The sequence below is a fragment of the Desulfomarina sp. genome, assembly GCF_054039375.1.
Window position 1 is genome coordinate 1 of record NZ_JBPLBA010000059.1, and the last position, 19,959, is coordinate 19,959.

The 19,959-nt window shown below is 43.8% G+C and carries 15 protein-coding genes; 6 read left to right on the forward strand and 9 right to left on the reverse strand.

Annotated features, from left to right (window positions below):
- Positions 1-41: 41 nt before the first annotated feature.
- Positions 42-1,391, forward strand: coding sequence for an NADP-specific glutamate dehydrogenase (gene gdhA, locus ACXLDX_RS03255; protein WP_457575771.1), 1,350 nt, complete (start codon positions 42-44; stop codon positions 1,389-1,391).
- Positions 1,392-1,794: 403 nt separating this feature from the next.
- A complete protein-coding gene (pepN, locus tag ACXLDX_RS03260) occupies positions 1,795-4,434 on the forward strand; it encodes an aminopeptidase N (protein WP_457575757.1) in 2,640 nt (879 codons plus the stop codon).
- 58 nt (positions 4,435-4,492) lie between these two features.
- On the opposite strand, the gene ACXLDX_RS03265 is transcribed toward pepN, so the two are convergent.
- From ACXLDX_RS03265 to ACXLDX_RS03285, 5 genes are all read right to left on the reverse strand, one after another.
- Positions 4,493-4,759 (reverse strand): hypothetical protein, encoded by a 267-nt coding sequence (locus ACXLDX_RS03265; RefSeq protein WP_457575758.1) that lies wholly within the window; start codon positions 4,757-4,759, stop codon positions 4,493-4,495.
- 45 nt (positions 4,760-4,804) lie between these two features.
- Positions 4,805-5,854, reverse strand: a complete 1,050-nt coding sequence (locus ACXLDX_RS03270) for an NAD(P)/FAD-dependent oxidoreductase (RefSeq protein WP_457575759.1) — start codon at positions 5,852-5,854, stop codon at positions 4,805-4,807.
- Positions 5,855-5,969: 115 nt separating this feature from the next.
- Positions 5,970-6,725 (reverse strand): succinate dehydrogenase/fumarate reductase iron-sulfur subunit, encoded by a 756-nt coding sequence (locus ACXLDX_RS03275; RefSeq protein WP_457575760.1) that lies wholly within the window; start codon positions 6,723-6,725, stop codon positions 5,970-5,972.
- A 127-nt stretch (positions 6,726-6,852) separates the two neighbouring features.
- A complete protein-coding gene (locus ACXLDX_RS03280) occupies positions 6,853-8,781 on the reverse strand; it encodes a fumarate reductase/succinate dehydrogenase flavoprotein subunit (RefSeq protein ID WP_457575761.1) in 1,929 nt (642 codons plus the stop codon).
- A 207-nt stretch (positions 8,782-8,988) separates the two neighbouring features.
- The gene (locus ACXLDX_RS03285) at positions 8,989-9,636 is read right to left on the reverse strand and encodes a succinate dehydrogenase cytochrome b subunit (RefSeq protein ID WP_457575762.1); all 648 of its coding nucleotides are present in this window, start codon (positions 9,634-9,636) and stop codon (positions 8,989-8,991) included.
- A 344-nt stretch (positions 9,637-9,980) separates the two neighbouring features.
- Here ACXLDX_RS03285 and ACXLDX_RS03290 point away from each other — a divergent pair, with 344 nt between their 5' ends.
- Positions 9,981-11,591 (forward strand): DUF445 family protein, encoded by a 1,611-nt coding sequence (locus tag ACXLDX_RS03290; protein WP_457575763.1) that lies wholly within the window; start codon positions 9,981-9,983, stop codon positions 11,589-11,591.
- 52 nt (positions 11,592-11,643) lie between these two features.
- Here ACXLDX_RS03290 and rlmN read toward each other — a convergent pair whose 3' ends face one another.
- From rlmN to ACXLDX_RS03310, 4 genes are all read right to left on the reverse strand, one after another.
- Complete coding sequence (gene rlmN, locus ACXLDX_RS03295; protein ID WP_457575764.1) at positions 11,644-12,801, reverse strand: dual-specificity RNA methyltransferase RlmN; 1,158 nt, start codon at positions 12,799-12,801, stop codon at positions 11,644-11,646.
- Positions 12,798-13,667 (reverse strand): radical SAM protein, encoded by an 870-nt coding sequence (locus ACXLDX_RS03300; RefSeq protein ID WP_457575765.1) that lies wholly within the window; start codon positions 13,665-13,667, stop codon positions 12,798-12,800. The genes rlmN and ACXLDX_RS03300 overlap by 4 nt, the downstream gene beginning before the upstream one ends.
- Positions 13,668-13,677: 10 nt before the next feature.
- The gene (gene serC, locus ACXLDX_RS03305; protein ID WP_457575766.1) at positions 13,678-14,763 is read right to left on the reverse strand and encodes a 3-phosphoserine/phosphohydroxythreonine transaminase; all 1,086 of its coding nucleotides are present in this window, start codon (positions 14,761-14,763) and stop codon (positions 13,678-13,680) included.
- 293 nt (positions 14,764-15,056) lie between these two features.
- On the reverse strand, positions 15,057-15,530 hold the full coding sequence (locus tag ACXLDX_RS03310; protein WP_457575767.1) for a tRNA (cytidine(34)-2'-O)-methyltransferase: 474 nt from the start codon (positions 15,528-15,530) through the stop codon (positions 15,057-15,059).
- Positions 15,531-15,743: 213 nt separating this feature from the next.
- Between ACXLDX_RS03310 and ACXLDX_RS03315 the strand changes: the two genes are divergently transcribed.
- The 3 genes from ACXLDX_RS03315 to recJ are packed head-to-tail and all read left to right on the forward strand — an operon-like array spanning position 15,744 to position 18,868.
- The gene (locus ACXLDX_RS03315; RefSeq protein WP_457575768.1) at positions 15,744-16,190 is read left to right on the forward strand and encodes a ComEA family DNA-binding protein; all 447 of its coding nucleotides are present in this window, start codon (positions 15,744-15,746) and stop codon (positions 16,188-16,190) included.
- Positions 16,187-17,131 (forward strand): tRNA (adenosine(37)-N6)-dimethylallyltransferase MiaA, encoded by a 945-nt coding sequence (gene miaA, locus ACXLDX_RS03320; protein WP_457575769.1) that lies wholly within the window; start codon positions 16,187-16,189, stop codon positions 17,129-17,131. The genes ACXLDX_RS03315 and miaA overlap by 4 nt, the downstream gene beginning before the upstream one ends.
- A 27-nt stretch (positions 17,132-17,158) precedes the next feature.
- A complete protein-coding gene (gene recJ / locus ACXLDX_RS03325) occupies positions 17,159-18,868 on the forward strand; it encodes a single-stranded-DNA-specific exonuclease RecJ (protein WP_457575770.1) in 1,710 nt (569 codons plus the stop codon).
- Positions 18,869-19,959: the final 1,091 nt, after the last annotated feature.

The window sequence follows — 19,959 nt, forward strand, 5'->3', positions numbered from 1 at the left end:
TCCGCTTTTTTTACTATCTTTACTATTGGAGAACATGGAAGATGGACAATATTAATTTTGTAACTGACAGAGATCCCCACGAGAAGGAATTTCATCAGGCGGTAACTGAAGTCATCGAATCCGTAAAGCCGGTTCTGGATCAGAACCCGCTGTATCGGAATGAAAATATCATGCAGCGGATTGTTGAGCCCGAGCGGGTTATCATGTTTCGGGTTCCGTGGATGGATGATCAGAAGCAGGTCCAGGTGAACCGGGGTTTTCGAATAGAGATGAACAGCGCAATCGGTCCCTATAAAGGTGGTCTGCGCTTCCATCCTTCCGTGAACCTGTCTATTCTGAAATTCCTTGCCTTTGAACAGGTTTTCAAAAATGCACTGACCTCTCTTCCCATGGGTGGCGGAAAAGGCGGATCCGATTTTGATCCCAAGGGCAAGTCAGATACCGAGGTGATGCGTTTCTGTCAGTCGTTCATGGCTGAACTTTTTCGCCATATCGGTCCCAATACTGATGTACCTGCCGGAGATATCGGTGTTGGAGCCCGTGAAATCGGTTATCTTTTCGGGATGTATAAGAAACTGGCCAACGAATTCACCGGAGTGCTTACCGGAAAGAGTCTGAACTGGGGCGGCAGCCTGATTCGTCCCGAGGCCACGGGATATGGCAGTGTCTACTTTGCCTCGGAAATGCTCGCCACCAGGGGGGAAAACCTGGAAGGCAAGCGTTGCCTTGTATCCGGTTCCGGAAATGTTGCCCAATACACCATGGAAAAACTGCTTGACCTGGGTGCCACACCGATCACTTTCTCCGATTCTTCCGGTTATATTTATGATGAAGAGGGTGTCGACCGGGAAAAGCTGGCCCATATCATGTACCTGAAAAATGTCATGCGGGGCAGGGTCTCGGAATATGTTGAAACCTATCCGGATGCCGTATTTGTCCCTGTTGACCATGAACTGAACCACAATCCCATGTGGAAAGAGCATAAAGCCCAGTGTGCTTTCCCCAGCGCCACTCAAAATGAAATCAATGGCAGGGACGCACAGCATCTCATTGACAATGGTGTATACGTTGTCTGTGAGGGTGCCAATATGCCGACTGTCCATGAAGGAATTGAAATCTTTTTGGAAAATAAGATCCTTTATGGTCCGGGCAAAGCGGCAAATGCCGGTGGTGTCTCAGTTTCAGGTCTTGAGATGTCCCAGAACTCCATGCGGCTGAACTGGCCCAAGGATGAAGTGGACAACAGGTTGAAACACATTATGAAGAATATTCACAGGATGTGTATGGATACCGCGGAGCAGTATGGAGAGTCAGGAAATTACGTGGTTGGTGCCAATATTGCCGGCTTCGTGAAAGTTGTTGACTCCATGATTGACCAGGGTGTCGTGTAGTATTGCTGTAATCATCCCGGATTTACGTATTGCCTTTTTTCTGTAAATCCGGGATGTATCGTTAATATCGTTACTCCGTAACTGGTCACAGGGGTAGCAATCATATGATTTTATTACCTCTGCACTGTAATTGTTAACAGGTGGTGCAGATTTTTGCAGGCTCTTCTTCGCTATAGCCTACCTATGCGGACATAAGAGACCGTGAAAAGCTGGAGTACCTGTGAGTAATCACAAAATAATTGTATGCACAATCCAGCCTGGGAATACTGCTGCAACTCAAATTTATCTGAGTTCTAATCAAGTGATCCCTGAATCCTGAACCTGATTTCACTATAATTGAATGGTTCCAGCTGTCAACAGGCAAGATAATGTGCAGGTTTTAAACATCGAGGGCAAAGCAAAAATGAATCAAGCAGGGAAAACTGTTTTTTTCAGGAAAGATTATAAAGCACCTGAATATTCCATAGAAGAAATTAGTCTCAACTTTGAATTGTACAACGACAAGACAAGGGTTACAGCAAAAAGCTCTATTCGACGAAAGAAAAAGGGCAATCCATGTCCTTTGATCCTCAACGGGGAGGATCTGCAACTCATCTCTGTCAAAATTAATGGCCAGGCTCTTTCGTCCTCTGAATATAATCTGGACGATACCAGCCTGACTGTTCTCACACCACCTGCTGTTTTTGAGCTTGAAACAGTAACGGAAATTTATCCACAGGAAAACAAGGCGCTTGAAGGGTTATATCAATCCGGCCCTATCTTCTGCAGCCAGTGTGAAGCGGAAGGTTTCAGAAAAATCACCTATTACCTGGACCGGCCTGACATCCTTGCCGTGTTCACCACCAGGATTGAGGCGGATATTGAAAAATGTCCGGTCATGCTCTCTAACGGCAATCTCATTGACAAAGGATCAGTAGAAGGTAATCGCCATTTTGTGGTCTGGAAAGATCCATTTCCCAAACCCTGTTATCTCTTCGCCCTTGTTGCCGGCAGACTTTCTTTTGTCAGGGATAAGTTTATTACCCGATCCGGCCGGACTGTTGACCTGGAAATCTACGTTGAAGAAAAAAACCTGCATAAATGTGGCCACGCCATGGCCTCTCTGAAAAAGGCGATGGAATGGGATGAAAAAACCTATGGACTTGAGTACGACCTCGACACATATATGATCGTTGCCGTAGATGATTTCAATATGGGTGCCATGGAAAACAAGGGGTTGAACATTTTCAATTCAAAATATGTCCTTTCCTCACCCGAAACGGCTACTGATGAGGATTATATAGGCGTTGAAGGTGTTATCGCCCATGAATATTTCCATAACTGGACCGGCAACAGGGTTACCTGCCGGGACTGGTTTCAGCTCAGTCTGAAGGAGGGGCTAACTGTGTTCAGAGACCAGACTTTTTCTGCTGAAATGAATTCACCGACCGTACAGCGGATTAAAGATGTCCAGATCCTGAGAAATTTTCAGTTCAGAGAAGACAGCGGACCCATGGCTCATCCTGTCCGTCCTGAAACATATGAGGAAATCAATAATTTCTATACGGTTACAGTTTATAACAAGGGGGCGGAAGTAGTCAGGATGGTGGAAACACTTCTTGGAAGAGAAGGTTTTCGAAAGGGAATGAATCTCTACTTTAAGCGCCATGACGGACAGGCTGTAACCTGTGATGATTTTATTGCGGCAATGGCGGATGCCACAGGAACAGATCTTGAGCAGTTTAAAAACTGGTACTGTCAGGCGGGCACACCTGTAATTGAGGTTACATCGCACTGGGAAGCGGATTCTGGTGAATTTCACCTTACTGTCAGCCAGAACTGCCCGGATACACCGGGACAGAAGGGGAAAGACAAAAAACCTTTTCATATCCCCCTGGCCCTTGGTCTTCTGGCTGAAGATGGCAGAGATCTTTTGGGAAAAAACGGCCGCGGGACTGACATTCTGCATTTTAAAAAGAAAAAGCAGACATTTTCCTTCAGTGGAATTGCTGCAAAACCTGTTGTTTCATTTCTCAGGGATTTTTCTGCGCCTGTGGATGTGAAAACATTCCAGCAGGACGAAGAACTCGCTTTCCTGATGAAATTCGACTCCAATCTCTACAATCGCTGGGAGAGTGCGACACGACTTGCGACTTCGACCATACTGGATATTGTGAAAAAGCTGCAGAAAGGCAGTTCCATTCAATTCAATGAACTTTTTTTTGAGGCTGTGTTCCACAGTATAACAGAAAAAACAGAAAAAACAGCAGATCCGGCCCTGCTTGCCCTGGCTCTGGAGCTTCCTCCTGAAACCGCTCTGGCTCTGCAGTTGGAAAATGTTGACCCCGACTTGCTTTTCCAGGCGAGAACAATGATCAAGCGGGAACTGGCAGCTCGTTTTCAAAACGAGTTCCTGCAACTCTACAAAGATAATAAGGAGGATGATCAATACAGTATTTCTCCAGGTTCCATGGGAAAAAGGCGATTGAAGAACTGTGCCCTTTCCTACCTGATGAGCCTTGATCCAATGGAGGAAAGCTCCCTGCAACTCTGCGTGGATCAGTTTACGACCAGTGAAAACATGACCGATACTATTGCAGCCCTGCGATCAATCAGTCATCACCCGGGAACAATACGGGATTCTCTCTTTTCTGATTTTTACAGGAAATGGGAGCACGACAGTCTTGTCATGGATAAATGGTTTTCCATGCAGGCCATTTCTTCCCATGAAGAATGCCTGTCAACGGTGAAACATCTTTTAAATAACAAATTATTTTCAATGGAAAACCCCAACAAGGTCAGGGCCCTGATTGGGGCCTTCAGCTCAGGAAATCATGTCCGGTTCCACGCACTTGATGGTGAGGGCTATTCTTTTCTGGCTGATATGATTATACAGCTGGACAACATTAATCCACAAATCGCGGCACGTCTTGTTTCTCCGTTGACCACCTGGAGACGCTATGAAAAGAGAAGACAGGCGCTGATGAGAAAAGAACTGGAACGAATAGCGAAAAAACCGGATCTTTCGCCTGATGTTTCAGAAATTGTAAACAAAAGCAGATAGCCTTAACGCCTGTAAAAACTATTCCACCCCGGATCCGTCAGAGGATCAGGCTCACGACTTACGAGCGTTTGTGGCAGAATAGACAACGGTATTTGGGGGGATGTCCCTCGGGAAGAGGGCTGTCCTGACCTTCATCATGACACTTCAGGCAAAACTTCTCCGCCTCTTTTTTCTTCTTTATTTTATGAAATTTAATATGAATATCATCACGGGGAAGAGGCGATGTGGTTTCATCCGGGGCATTGAGCAGAAAAGTTATTAACGCTATGGAGAAGAGGGCAAACAGCACATTTAAAAGCCATATCTTTTTCTTTTTAGAATCCATATGTTACCTGATAATCAACAGAATTTGAGTGGTGATGACCTGTGATCATTTGTACTTCGGCTGATTTGCCATCTCAACGGCATGAAACTTCAGAATGGAACTCCGTAACCCCCCAAGGACCAGTTCTGAAATTATTTGTGCTATGAAACGGTTTTTCCCCGTCAAAACGGCCATGTTCCTGTGCAGTCTGTGTTTTTTCAATAGCCTGGAAAACTCAGTCAGCGATCGACTCGGGTCAAGGATGTGTTGCGCAATCATTTCACCGGAAAGTATCGCAGGATATATTCCCTCTCCGGTCAAGCCCGATGCCAGTCCTGCGGCATCGCCCGCCAGGAAAAAATTGTCAAATTTCCATCCTCTGAAATCAAAATTCACATAATCCGCACTGACTTTTACTTTGCTCAAATCAATATTTTTTTTATTTGCTGCCCATATTATAAGATTTTCCTTTAATTGTCTTGCGCTAAGTATGCTGCTGCCTGCATAAGTTCCGATGGACACGGTTTCCCTATGGGGAAAAATCCAGCTGTAACCATTACCGAAAAGAGAAGAATCAAAAAACCACTCCATTTTTTCCAGATCCCCTGGAATTTGATAATTAATACCCACTCCCATGTGAGCTGACGGAATATTGAGGTATCTTCTGACAATCGAGTTTGAGCCATCGGCACCCACAAGGTATTGAAAGCGAATTATTTCTGTTTTTTTATTTTTTGTGGAAAAAACTGTGATATGATCTGGAGCAATTTTCTTCACTAAAGAACAGAGACGGATACGGGCACCGGAATTTAATGCGCGTTCAGCCATATGGCCGCCAAATTTTTCTCTGCTGATCGTAGCGACAATAGGGGAGGGAGAAGTAATTTTAACTTTTTGCCAGCGGGATCGGATAAATTGAACGGGGAATTCTTTTTCGGGGGTAAAACCCGGAATTTTTTTTATAAGACCATTCCAGGTTATACCACCGGCACAGACTTTCGGACCAATTTTTTCTTTTCTTTCAATGACCAGGGTTTTTAGTCCACCTTCAGCAGCCTTTTCTGCACATGCCAGTCCGGCAGGCCCACCACCGATAATGACCATGTCAAAAAACATGAAAACCCCATCTCTCAAAAAAAAGGCTGCCGTACACTAATGCGTACCGCAGCCCAATCATGAAATGAACGAAATTCCATAAAAACCCGAACCATGCGGGACGAAACCGACTCAGTTATCCTTCGGTAAGGGTTGCCATCAGATATTCTCTGTTCAGTCTGGCAATATTCCTGATGGAAATCCCCTTCGGACAGACCGCCTCGCACTCCTTTGCATTGGTACAGTTTCCAAAACCCTCTTTATCCATCTGCTCAACCATGGAGAGAGCTCTCTGTTTTCTCTCGGTCTGGCCCTGGGGTAAAAGAGCAAGCTGGGAAATCTTTGCACTGGTAAACAGCATGGCAGCTCCATTGGGGCAACTGGCTATACAGGCTCCACATCCGATACAGGCTGCAGCATCCATGGCAAGTTCAGCCTTGTCTGATGGGATAGGTATACTGTTCCCATCCGGAGTGCCACCTGTGTTTACGGAAACGTACCCTCCTGCCTGGATAATTCTGTCCAGTGCGGAACGGTCCACAAGAAGATCTTTTTTCACGGGAAAAGCACGGGAGCGAAATGGCTCAATGACGATAGTGTCACCACTGGAAAAGTTTCGCATATGCAGCTGACAGAGGGTAACCTCCTTCTCCGGGCCATGTGCTACTCCATCTATAACCGCACCGCACATTCCACATATACCTTCACGACAATCATGATCAAAGGCAACAGGATCTTTTCCTTCCTTTGTCAACTTTTCATTCAGAATATCCAGCATTTCAAGAAACGACATGTCTGTGTGAACATCGTCAAGATTATAGGTTTCAAGACTGCCGAGTGCGTCACTGTTTTCCTGTCGCCAGATTTTCAATGTCAGGTTAATGCTGCTCATTTTATCTATACCCTAAAAGTTCAATTTAAAGGTTCGCTGTGACCAAACCCTATTTAGTATCTGTCCGGAAAAGTGTTTTTTCTTATGAATCGAAACACAGGAGAAAAAGGCTGTTTCCGGACGACTACTATTTATAGCTCCTCTGGCTTGGTGTAACAAATTCAAAGTCCAGCATTTCTTTATGGAGTTTTGGAGCCTCATCCGAAGAAACATGTTCCCACACCGCAACATGCATGAAATTTTCATCGTCACGTTTTGCTTCATTTTCTTCAGTTTGACTCTCCTCCCTGAGGTGACATCCACAGGACTCTTCACGGGCCAGCGCATCACGGATCATGATTTCGGCAAACTCAAGGAAATCAGCCACACGACCGGCCCTTTCCAGGGACTGATTCAACGCCTTTCCTTCACCGGGCACATAGACATAATCCCAGAATTTCTGCCTGATCCGGGGCAACTCTTCAAGAGCTTTTTCCAGATCCTCCTTATTACGTGCCATACCACAGTTATCCCACAGTAATCTGCCCAGTTCCTTATGTATCTCGTCAACAGTCAGCTTTCCGGCAGGCCCGCCACTGCTGTTCTTCAGCAGCAGATCAATTCTGTCTTCAACTTCCCGTTTTGAATCCTTGAATGGCGCTTCGGTACCGGAAATTTTTTCCATGCCGGTACTGCCGAGATAGTGAGCGACAGAGGTGGCAATAATAAAATATCCATCCGCCAGTCCCTGCATCAGGGCACTGGCTCCCAGCCGGTTTGCACCATGATCGGAGAAGTTACACTCACCGATTGCGAAAAGTCCGGGAATTGTGGTCATAAGATCGTAGTCAACCCAGAGCCCGCCCATGGTATAGTGGACGGCAGGATAAATCATCATCGGTTCCACAAGCGGGTTGGAGTCGGTGATTTTCTCATACATCTGGAAGAGATTTCCATATTTCCTGAGAATGGTTTCCTCACCATCCCGCCTTATTGCCTCAGCAAAATCCAGGTAGACGGCAAGACCTGTATTCCCCACACCTTTTCCTGCATCACACTGCTCCTTGGCATTCCTGGAGGCAACATCTCTCGGTACAAGATTACCGAAACTGGGATACTTATTCTCAAGATAATAGTCACGATCTTCTTCAGGAATCTCGGAAGGATGACGTTTATCTCCAGGATTCTTCGGCACCCATACGCGCCCGTCGTTCCTGAGACTCTCACTCATAAGAGTCAGTTTTGACTGGTAATCTCCATGTACCGGAATGCAGGTCGGATGAATCTGGACAAAGGATGGATTAGCAAACCCGGCACCTTTTTTATGGGCACGCCAGGCAGCAGTTACATTGGAGGCCATGGCATTGGTTGAAAGGAAATAGGCGTTACCATATCCACCGGTGGCCAGAATAACAACATCTGCCCAGAAAGTTTCAATTTCACCGGTCATGATATTCCTGGTGGTGATCCCCCTGGCCTGACCGTCAACCAGAACAACATCCATCATTTCACGACGGGTAAACATTTCAACTTTTCCCGCGTGTATCTGCCGGGAGAGGGCGCTGTAGGCTCCGAGGAGAAGCTGCTGACCGGTCTGTCCCCTGGCATAAAATGTTCTGGAAACCTGTGCACCACCAAAGGACCTGTTTGCAAGAGTACCGCCATACTCACGGGCAAAGGGAACTCCCTGGGCTACACATTGATCAATGATTTCATTGCTGACCTCGGCCAGACGGTAAACATTCGCTTCCCTGGCACGGAAATCGCCTCCTTTGATCGTGTCATAAAAAAGACGATGGATGGAATCCCCATCATTCTGGTAGTTTTTAGCTGCGTTGATTCCACCCTGAGCCGCAATCGAGTGGGCCCTTCTGGGACTGTCCTGAATACAGAAGGTCTGCACATTGTACCCCTGTTCTGCGAGAGTAGCGGAAGCTGAGGCGCCGGCCAGACCGGTACCGACAACGATAACTTTGTATTTTCTTCTGTTTGCCGGATTGACAAGTTTATTGGAAAACCTGTGATTGGACCACTTATCCGCAAGCGGGCCTGAAGGTACACGAGAATTAAGTTCCATATCTAAAACCTTGGCTGTTTTTATTTAATAGATAGAAGAATTTGAATTTATATACTGAAACCTGAATCCTGCAACCGGCACTTTCGGAATCTCCGTTTGCCTCTTAAATATGAAGTTCTTCAATAGCTCTTGCTTATCTGCTATCTGCATATTTGAAGCTGTTGGTGACAACAGTGCAGGACCTGGGTGGAAATCATTCTGCCTCTATCAGAAAGAAGCTCCGAGACCGGTCATGAAGTAGAGGGGAATTCCCGCAAACAGGACCAGGAAAAAGAGCGGAATAATCAGTGTCAGTTTTGAAATTGCGATATTGTACCTTGGATGATTTATGCCAAAAGTCTGCAGCATGCTCCAGAAACCGTGACTCAGATGTATTGCAAGGGCAATAAACGATACGATATAAAAGAGGCCATAAAAAAAGTTGCCCAGGTATTCCTTGACCGTAGTCGATATGGGCACATCTTCCGGACCAAATGTGAAACCAAAGATATGCACGAAAAGAAACAGCAGGATAAACAAACCGGTATAGGGCATGGTTTCAGAGGCAAAGGAATTTTTTACAACTCTCTTCTGGACTTCATACCTGGAGCTGCTTACCTGTCTGTTCTGGTAAAAAAGAAAGATGCCCACACCGATATGCGCGGCAAAAATGGCCAGAAAAAGCAAGCTGAACACAATGACAATCAAGGGATGACTGTGCAGCTCATCGGCGTAACCCTGGAAGACACTGCGACTCATGTAAATTGTAGCATTACCAGCCGCATGGGAGCAGAGGAAAAGGATAAGCAGCAACCCTGTAGTTGCCATTACTAATTTCTTGCCGATTGAAGACGATAAAAACCTGACAAACCACATAAGCACTCCTTGTTTTTATTTGAAGGGTTATGAGTATATACTGCGAAACTGTGTTCTGATAATAAATTAAAATTAAAAAAATGAAAGGAAAAACTTGTGATATTCGTATCCTTCCCATTCTCAGAAGAGTTCGTGAAGGTTGATTGATTATTTTTAATCTTATTATTACAGGGAATTATATTAATTCAATATTTATTTTATTCTTGTTATAAATTATACTTGACTTTGTTGGAATTCATTTTGATACCTATATTTTTTTTTATCTCCAATTTAATTTTGACTAAATGAACTTCGTTCCATGTAACATTGTTATCATCTAATTCTTTCTCTGGAGAATGTAAGAAATGGCTTCATTACCACCTGAATTACTACCTTATGTAAAATTCGCAACACCTCCTGTTATCGGTGCAGTAATTGGTTATGTAACCAACAGGGTAGCAATAAAAATGTTGTTCAGGCCCTTAAAAGCGTGGAAAATCATGGGATTTCGGGTACCTATGACACCAGGAGTCATTCCGTCAAAACGACTTGAACTGGCCCGAAATATGGGTGAGGTTGTCGGAGACCACCTTCTTACCGGCAGGGAAATTAGCGAAGGATTGCAGCAGAAGATTTTTCAAGATAAACTCTTTCACCTTATCGACAACCGCATCCTCAATGTTCTCGATAAGGATCTTGGATCACTGCCTTCGATTATCCCATCCAACTTCAAAATATATTTTGATCTTGGTTCAAAAGCCGGTCTTTTTAAAATCAAAACCGGGATTCATTCTTTTCTTGCGGGTGAAAAGTTCGCCGCAATTATCCGAAACAATCTTGATGAAGTCCTTGAGAACATTCTCAATAAGGAAGTGGGTAATCTTGTTTCCCTGGAAAACCGGGAAACAGGGTACAACCTGATGGAACTTAACCTGAAGAAGATGTTTGCCAGCCCAGAAATGGAACAGTGGCTGGACGATTTTGTCCACCAGAAAGTACATACCATCCTGCAGAGGGAAAAATCCATTGCAGATATTTTACCGGCTTCTGTACATGAACTAATCCTGAATCTCATTGAAAAGCAGAGTCCGGCAATTCTGGTGAAACTGTCAACTCTCATTTCCGAACCTGAAGTCAGAGACAATATCATCAAGGGTGTATGCAATGGCGTGGATAAATTTATAGACTCCCTGGGGTCCATGGCTGATATGGTTCGTGGATTTTTAAAAATGGAGATGGTTGAAGACAAGGTGCGGGAATATCTCATTGAAAAAAATGATGACATTATTGCCTGGCTTCAGTCGGAAAAGGTCCAGAAAAGGGTGGCGGAGGCCCTTGCGGAAAGAAGTTCTGATTTCATGGCCAAACCGATTGTAAGCTATATAAAGACCGAAGAGGATGTTGTCGACGATTTCTGCAGTGAACTGTCCCGTCAAATTCTTCTGCTTTTAAATGACCAGGATGTTGTTTCGGTCATCTCGGCAATGATACGATCAAATGTTGAAACCTATATTGACTCAGGAAACATTACACTCAGGGAATTTATTGAGGAACTTTTCGGAGAACACCATCTTGACAGCGGCAGAGAATGGCTCAAGGACGAGCTTCTTGCATTTTTCCGTTCAGAACGGGGAGCAACAACGATTGACTCAATAATCGACAATCTTGCCGGACAGTTATTGAACAAAAAAATAGGAAAACTTTCCAGGATAATACCGGCAGTTGTCAGGACAGCCCTAGCAAAAACTCTCCAGAAACTTGCATCATCAATGCTCGCGAGTGAAGTACCCGGTCTGGTTCAGACCTTGAATATCCGCAACATTGTCACGGAAAAGGTCAACTCCCTTGATTTATTGAAACTTGAAGGGTTGCTCCTGACCATCATGGAGGAACAGTTTAAATATATAAACCTTTTTGGAGCATTGCTGGGTTTTATTATCGGCTGCCTGAACCTGTTCTTCCTATACGGGCTTTAACGTTGAAGGGCGAACAAAAGAGCCTGCAAAAATCTTCGACACCAGCGAACAATTACTTGTTTTTTCCGGCCAGCTGCCCACAGGCGGCTGAGATATCGCTCCCTCTGCTGTTGCGGATAAAGACGGAAAAATGCGCTTTACGCAAAATATCCTGAAAGGCGAGGATTCTTTCCCCGTCTGGACTCCTGTATGGAAGGTTGGGTGATTCGTTATATGGAAGGAGGTTGATTTTACAGGGTATTTTCCTCAAAATTCGTGCAAGTTCACGAGCCTCACGATCGGAATCATTTATTCCTTTCAACAGAATATACTCAAACATTATTCTTTTTCTTTTCGGCATGGGAAAATTCCTGCAGGCTTCGAGGAGAGTCTTGAGTGGATATGTTCTGTTGACCGGCATCAATTCATTCCTGGTTATATCATCCACAGCATGGAGTGATATTGCCAGATTGACTGAACTTCTCCGACCCAGCTCACGGAGTTTCGGTGCAATGCCGCAGGTCGAAACGGTTATTCTTCTTTCGGCCAGATTCAATCCTCTGGGGTCTGTCATGATTGCAATGGAAGTCAGGACATTATCCAGATTATTGAGCGGTTCTCCCATGCCCATAAAGACAACATTTGTAATGGCAGCCGGACCAACCAGATCTTCTTCCTGTTCATTCAGGAGAAAATCCCTCACCCCGCAGATCTGATTGACAATCTCCGAAGGGGTGAGATTCCTGGAAAACCCCATTGTACCGGTAAGACAGAAAGTGCATTTCATTGCACATCCCACTTGAGAAGAAATACAAAGAGTATTTCTTTCCGGTTCCGGAATAAGAACAGACTCGACAATATTTCCATCTTCAAGCAGGAATCCAAATTTTACACATCCATCTGAAGCCCTTTCAATAACAGGGTCGGAAAACATGGAAAAAGTGCATTTTTCCTGCAGCAGTTGACGAAAACTTTTTGCCAGATCAGTCATCTGAGAAAACTCTGAGATTCCAGGACGATACAGCCATCCCATGATCTGCTTTCCCCTGAATGGAGACTGGCCAAGGGTTTCAACATATGATACCAGTTGATCCTGGCTGAAATTTTTCAGATCAGTTTTTCTCTTGTTATCTGAAAATCCGAGACTGACGGTTGTACCACCGCAGCCGGGATTTTCATCGTTTTGTTGAGGTCGGACCATAGAGTCCGGCCGTGCCGGCTTGTCATTCATAAGGATCGCATTCTTTCCGGGACAAGTTTTTTTCTGCCATCAATGGCACCCTCAACCATTTTGAGAAAACGTTCCCTGTCCCTGGGGAGGCGCCCGGCAAGGGGCAGATAATTTGAAGCATGGTTCGCATGAAATTGTGTGCGCTCAAGTTTCAGCACTCGAATCAAAGTGTGAAGTTCCCGGAGAATGATGTCACTGTCAGGCAGTTGAAAAATATTCTTTCTCATCTCTTCGGCCAGCCTGGTCCCCTCAATGACCATGAGGGTCAGGGCAGCAACCTGACCGGGCTGAATTTTATTGAGTGCCCTGGCCGTCAATTCCGCGTGCTGTTGTGACAATTCCACTTCACCAAGCCCGAGAAGCACAGTGACGGAGAGAAAAAGACCGGCATCCCTCGCCATCCTTCCCGCCGTCACCATGGATTTCGCGCTGCAACCTTTTCTGACTCTTTTTAAAACATCATCACAGCCGCTTTCCAGTCCCATATAAATTCTGTCAAGACCGCTTTTCTTCAGTTCAATCAATCTTCCGGTCTTTTTCCCGAGAATTGATCGGCTGCTGCCATACAGAGATATTTTCCGAACCCATGGTAAACGAGATTTAACTGTACTTATGAGTTCGAGCAGGCTGGACTGCCGGAGGGCTAAAACATCCCCGTCGGCAAGAAATACACGTTTCTGTCCCCGGCAGTACCGTGCAGCAAAGTCGAGGTCCTTTTCAAGTGTTAAAGCAGGTTTCAGGCCAAACTTCACATTTTTATATGCTCCGCAGAAAGTGCATTTATTATATGGACATCCGACCGTCACCTGAAGAATGATGGAGTTCGCCTCGCTTGGCGGTCGGATGAGATTACCCACATAATCCATGAATAACCTGTCAGGCAGGATTATCAAGTTCAAACTGTTTCATGAAATCAACCAGTCTGACAATACCTTCCCTGGGGAAGGCGTTGTATATTGAGGCCCTGCAGCCGCCAATAGACCGATGCCCCTTCAAACCGTTCAGCCCAACTGCGGCTGCTTCGGCAATAAATTTCGCCTCAAGTTCCGCCGTCGGCAGATTAAAGGATATATTCATAAGCGAGCGAGATTCTTTTTCAGCATGGCCGATATAATAAGCAGTACTGTCTATGACATCGTAAATAAGGGCAGCCTTTTCCCTGTTGCGTTCCTCCATGGCTGCAACTCCGCCCTGCTTTTTCAACCATTTCAGCACTTCACCCACCGCATAGATTGCAAAACAGGGTGGAGTGTTAAACATGGACCCTTTATCAGCATGGGTTTTATATTTAAGCATGGTCGGAGTGTTTTCAGGCGTTCTCTCCAGCAGATCCTCCCTGATAATGACAATAGTCACTCCAGCAGGTCCGAGATTTTTCTGGGCACCGGCAAATATCAAACCAAACCTGGAAACATCAATTTTCCTGGAAAGAATATCTGACGACATATCACTGATCAGCATTTTTTCAGTTTTCGGAAATTCCGGGAACTGAGTGCCGTATATGGTATTGTTGGAGACAAAATAGAGATATTCTGAATCTTCCGCTACCGTGTACTCACCCTGTGCGGGAACTCTGTTGAAACTGTTTTCTTCACTGGAGTAGGGGACGTCAATTTCACCAAAGAGCCTGGCCTCCATGATCGCTTTCTTCGCCCAGGTGCCGGTATTAAGGTAGGTGGCTTTTTTCCCATTGCCAAGTAAATTCATGGGGATCATGAAAAACTGACTGGAGGCTCCTCCCTGGAGAAACAATACCTTGTAATTATCGGGAATTTCCATGAGCTCCCGAAGATTTGCTTCAGCTTCTTCAGCAACGGCCATAAATTCGCTTGATCGATGACTGATTTCGATAAGCCCGATACCTGTTTCCTGAAAATTAACCACATCTTTGCCAGCCTGCACAAGAACTTCATAAGGCAGTGTTGCAGGACCGGGACTAAAATTAAAAACTCTCTCCGCCATGGAATAATTCCTCCAGGTTTAATTATGAATTAGTAACTACTCACAGGGGTAGCAATGATATGATTTTATTACCTCTGAGCTGTAATTGCTCACAAACCAATATCGTTAAATTAAAGTATACCTCGAAACCAAATAAAACTGCTCTCAGAGGCAGCAACTCTATGATTTTATTGCCTCTGGCGGTAACTGCTCACATGAAACCCAGGCAGATTGGAGTCAGACCTGATAAACCAGGCACATCTCCAGACTTATGGGTGACAGACTGAGTTTTGTACGTACTCCCGGACAGACAATCAGGATATTTCAAAGTCACAGGTCTGTCTCAGGGCTTCATATAAGACAATTCCAGCTGTCATTGCAAGATTCAGGCTGCGGATATTTGTATTGGACATGGGAAGAGTATAGCATCTATCTTTGTACAACTTCAGAATATCTGCAGGCAGACCCTTTGTTTCCTTGCCGAAAATAAGAAAATCCCCGGATTTAAACCTGGCTTGAGTATAACTTGTCCTGACCTTTGTGGTGAAAAAAAACAATTTATTTTCATCCTGTGCCCGCAGAAAACTCTCAAAATTATCCCAGTAGATAATTGAAACATATTTCCAGTAATCAAGTCCTGCTCGTTTTAACTGCTTATTATCGGTTGAGAACCCAAGAGGTCGAACCAGATGAAGATGGCAGTTATTGGCCCCGCACAATCTGGCAATAGAGCCTGTATTAGGGGGAATTTCCGGTTCAACAAGTACTATATTAAAAGCTGTTTTCATTTTTTTTTCTAATTATGCACGAAACTCAGACCGGCACTTATGGGTCTGAGGATGCCGGGCTGAATTTTTGTACCCGGTCAGGTTATCTTTTCAGTAATATGTTGAAAATAGAATAAAATTACATAACAGAATTTTTATTCAATTGCATTTTTTTATTGGCAGGATAAACTCCTGTCTGCACAAACTCAGAAAGAATTCTTCAGTAGGTGAAAAGTGAACAGAAAAATGGACAACACAGATCCACAGAGGGATAAGCGTTTCGATATACTACTTTTTTTTGTGGGAGTAACCTTGCTTTGTTCTGGTTTCACTTCATCATTTTCTTCCCCTGAAAAACATAATAACTTACATGAATATCTTGTTGTAACCAAAGATAAAATCGAACTTAAAACAGATTCAAAACCAAGATCAAGCCACCATACAATAACCCCCCCAGATTTTCGTCCATTTTTCTGGGAAAAGATCCCGATAAACAAGGCGGACAAACCCCTTCTTATGACAGTCAGAGGGATCGGCCCCAGCCTGGCGGAAAAAATCATCCAGACCCGGGAGATCAGAGGATTTTTCAACGATATAAATGAGTTAAAACAGATCAGGGGAGTAGGGCAGAGGCGCGCAGCATATTTTAAAAACGTATTCGATTTTGGTGACTCACAATGAATCCTGCACCCGAAAATCCGCCAGTCCTCGTTCTTGTAGGCCCGACAGCAATCGGAAAAACTTCTTTCTCCATTGAACTTGCCCAGACATTCAACTGTGAAATTATCAGTGTAGATTCCATGCAGGTCTATAAATACATGGATATCGGCACAGCAAAGGTGAGCAGGGAAGAAATGAAGGGCATAGCCCATTATCTAATAGATATTGTCACCCCGGACGCACCTTACGATGCCGCAAGATTTTCAACAGACGCAACAGCCGCCATTTCAGCAATCCACGCCAGAGGCAAAATCCCCCTCCTCACAGGCGGAACAGGTCTTTACCTGAAAACACTTCTTTACGGCATTTTCAGGGAACCGGCGAAAGACGAAGAAATTCGCGCCCAGCTCAAAATACGACTGAAGCAGGAGGGAGCCGCATCCCTGCACAGCGAACTTCGCACCTGCGACCCGGAAAGTGCAGAAAGAATCCACATAAACGACACCCACAGGGTTCTCAGGGGCCTTGAAATATATCTTGCAACCGGCAGGCCATGGTCATCCTTTCTCAAGGACGACAGACACCGGAAAAAGAAAAAAAAGTGGACCAATATTCTGCAGATTGGGCTCCAAATGGAAAGAAAAGCTCTTTATAACAGAATTGACCTGAGAACGAAAAAAATGCTGGATGCCGATTTTAAAGGTGAGGTGGAATCCCTTTTAGAGAAGGGATATTCCAGAAACCTGAAATCCATGGGTTCAATCGGATATCGTCATATGACTGCCTATCTTTCAGGTGAAACAACATTCCAGGAGATGCAGGAGTCTCTGGCCGCGGACACAAGGCGATACGCCAAGAGACAGATGACCTGGTTTAAAAAAATGGAAGATCTCAACTGGATCGACATTAAAAAAAAAAACCGGGCAATAGAAACAGTATCATCATGGCTCGAACGTTTCTAGAAATCATATTTATCCTATTGCTTTATCGTGCTTACCGACAACAGTAAAATCCCGAAAGGAATCCTTGCAATCCTTCAGGCAAAAGGTATTTCCAACACTGAATCCATTAATAAATTTCTTTTCCCTAAACTCTCGGATCTGCCGGATCCCTTCAGAATGAAGGGAATGAAAAAGGCGACTGCTCTCATTGGAAAATACCTCAAAAACAACAGCCCAATTCTCATCTGGGGTGATTATGATGTGGACGGAACTACTGGTACAGCACTGCTTGTAAACTTTTTCAAGGCAATCGGAATTGATGTTCAATACCACATCCCGAACAGAATGACCGAAGGTTACGGACTGAACACTGACTATTTCACCGCTGAAAAGAACTTTTTTTCAAACACTCCATCCCTTGTTATCACAGTCGACTGTGGCATTTCAGATGGAAAAACAATAGCAGAAATTCAGCATACCTTCCCGAATATTGAATTCATTGTCAGCGACCATCATACCCTGCCATGTTCGGACCTTCCAGGATGCATAACACTGAACCCTTCTGACAGTTCATGTGGATTTCACAGTGAGAATCTTGCCGGAGTAGGGGTGGCATTCTATCTTGCCGCAGGAATCAGATCATTTCTTGTTAAAACCGGTTTATTCTCTGAGGCCGCACAAAAAATACAACTTAAAGATTTTCTGGCTTTCGTGGCACTTGGAACCGTTGCAGATATGGTTAAACTCACTCCAACTAACAGAATTCTGGTCAGAGCAGGGTTTGAAGCCCTGGAAAATACGAACTTTCCAGGGCTTCAAGAGCTTTTACGCTGTTGCGATATCAGCGATTATAAAATTAATTCCGAAGAAATTGCCTTTCTCATCGGACCTCTACTCAATGCTCCAGGCAGATTAGGCGACAGCGAATTATCCGTCAAAACCATGACAGCAGGTGATAGCAAAGAGGCAAAGAAATTTTGCAAAATGCTTCTTAGAATTAATAATGAAAGGAAGGATATTTGCAATACTTCTCTAGACTTTACTTTAACTAAACTTAATCCCGTCGAAGTTGAACATGACCGATGCGCCATAGTGCAGGGTGATATTCATTTAGGCGTTGCCGGTATTGTGGCTTCAAAACTTGTAGAACTCCATAAGGTTCCGGTAATTGTTCTTGGAATAAAGAAAAAAAATGAAATCAACTCTGAAAAAACAATTCTTTCAGGATCCCTGAGATCAATAGATGGTATCGATATAGTTTCTATCCTCGAAAAATGCTCAAAATATTTAATAAAATTTGGTGGTCACGATATGGCCGCAGGTATTTCTCTTTACTCAAAGGATTTTCAGGATTTCAAAAAAATATTTGTTAAAAATCTCAAAAGAGAATGGCTATTAAAATCCCACAACAGAGACAATGATTGTTGTGAAATCAGATGTTCACTGGATGAATTATATTCAAGCAGAATATTGCAATATTTAAAATTTCTTGAACCATTTGGACCGGGAAACGACAGGCCGGTTTTTATAGATGAAAATGCAACAATTATCAGTTGTCGGAAGGTAGGGGGGGGTGGAACACATCTCCAGGTGTCAGTCAGAGGAAAAACCGCTAATTATAAAGGAATAGGTTTTGGTTTTGGCGAATTGCTTCCTGCTCTTCAGAAAGATCCATACCGTAAGATAATCTATTCCCCAACTATAAATCGATACAGGGGAACGAAAAGCTGGCAAATACGAATAATAGATATCATTTGACTCTAAATTTGCTGTTAACATTCTGTTTTTCAAAGTAGTTTTATGTCATCAATACCTGCATTACATGACATATTATATTTATTCTTTTCATATGTGACAGGTATTTATTCATGTATTCCAGGATTGAAAATAAAACAATTCGCCAATTTTTTTCAGGTACACCGGCTTTTAAGGATCTCTTTCAGCTTTATAGCCGATCACAGGAATAACCAAAGGTGCCTGCAAAAATCCAGAGCTGCTGCGAATAGTTGGTGTCTGTTCAAAAATGAGGATTTTTTTGATTTTAGTTCGAGATGAAGGCACACAGAATTTTTTAATTCATATGCAAAAGAAAACTTGATTACCCATGAAACTCAGCCAAATTGTGAATGTGCCTGTTTTATCATGCTAGCCTACGGTCAAAAATCACTGGAAACCTCAATTGATAAGGAATTCAAATGAAAAAGTGTCAGTCCAGATCATTTTATAATCAGTCTAATGTGACTTTTGAAATACGCCTGATAAAACAGGCCCAATCCCCAGACTCACAAATAAAAGGCTGAGTTTCAAACGTAATCAGAAAAGAAAATCTGTTCACTCCTGAAATTCAGCCATATTAGCCATGTACCAGCTTCAGGTTATTTTCCTGTTTTTTTGAATAACTGGAAATAGAAAAACATGGAATGCCATCCTGAATAATTGGCCCGGTAAAAAAGAAGGCGTAAAAAACCGGGATGCCTTTGAACGATCTCCAAACGCAAGCCGAGTTTGAGCATCCAGTCAGCAAGAAAATCAATAAAAAAAATCAGAAGTTATTTTAAGACAACTATCAACAATTGGCAGGTATCATGTTGTTATTTATAATTAATATTTATATAAACATAATATACATTATGCGACATTACATTTTTCTTATTTACGATGGCAGGCTTTTAATAAACATGTGCAAAGTTTTTTATGCAAACCCAGGTAACCTGTTCCGGCGCTCGCCTATTATCGTGGTGTAAACAGGCAAAAATAATGCTATAGAAAGAAGTCAAAGATTGTCCACGGGATCTAATTTCGAACCGCGATCCGGTCTTCATATCTAATTACAACGTAAAAATAACAAT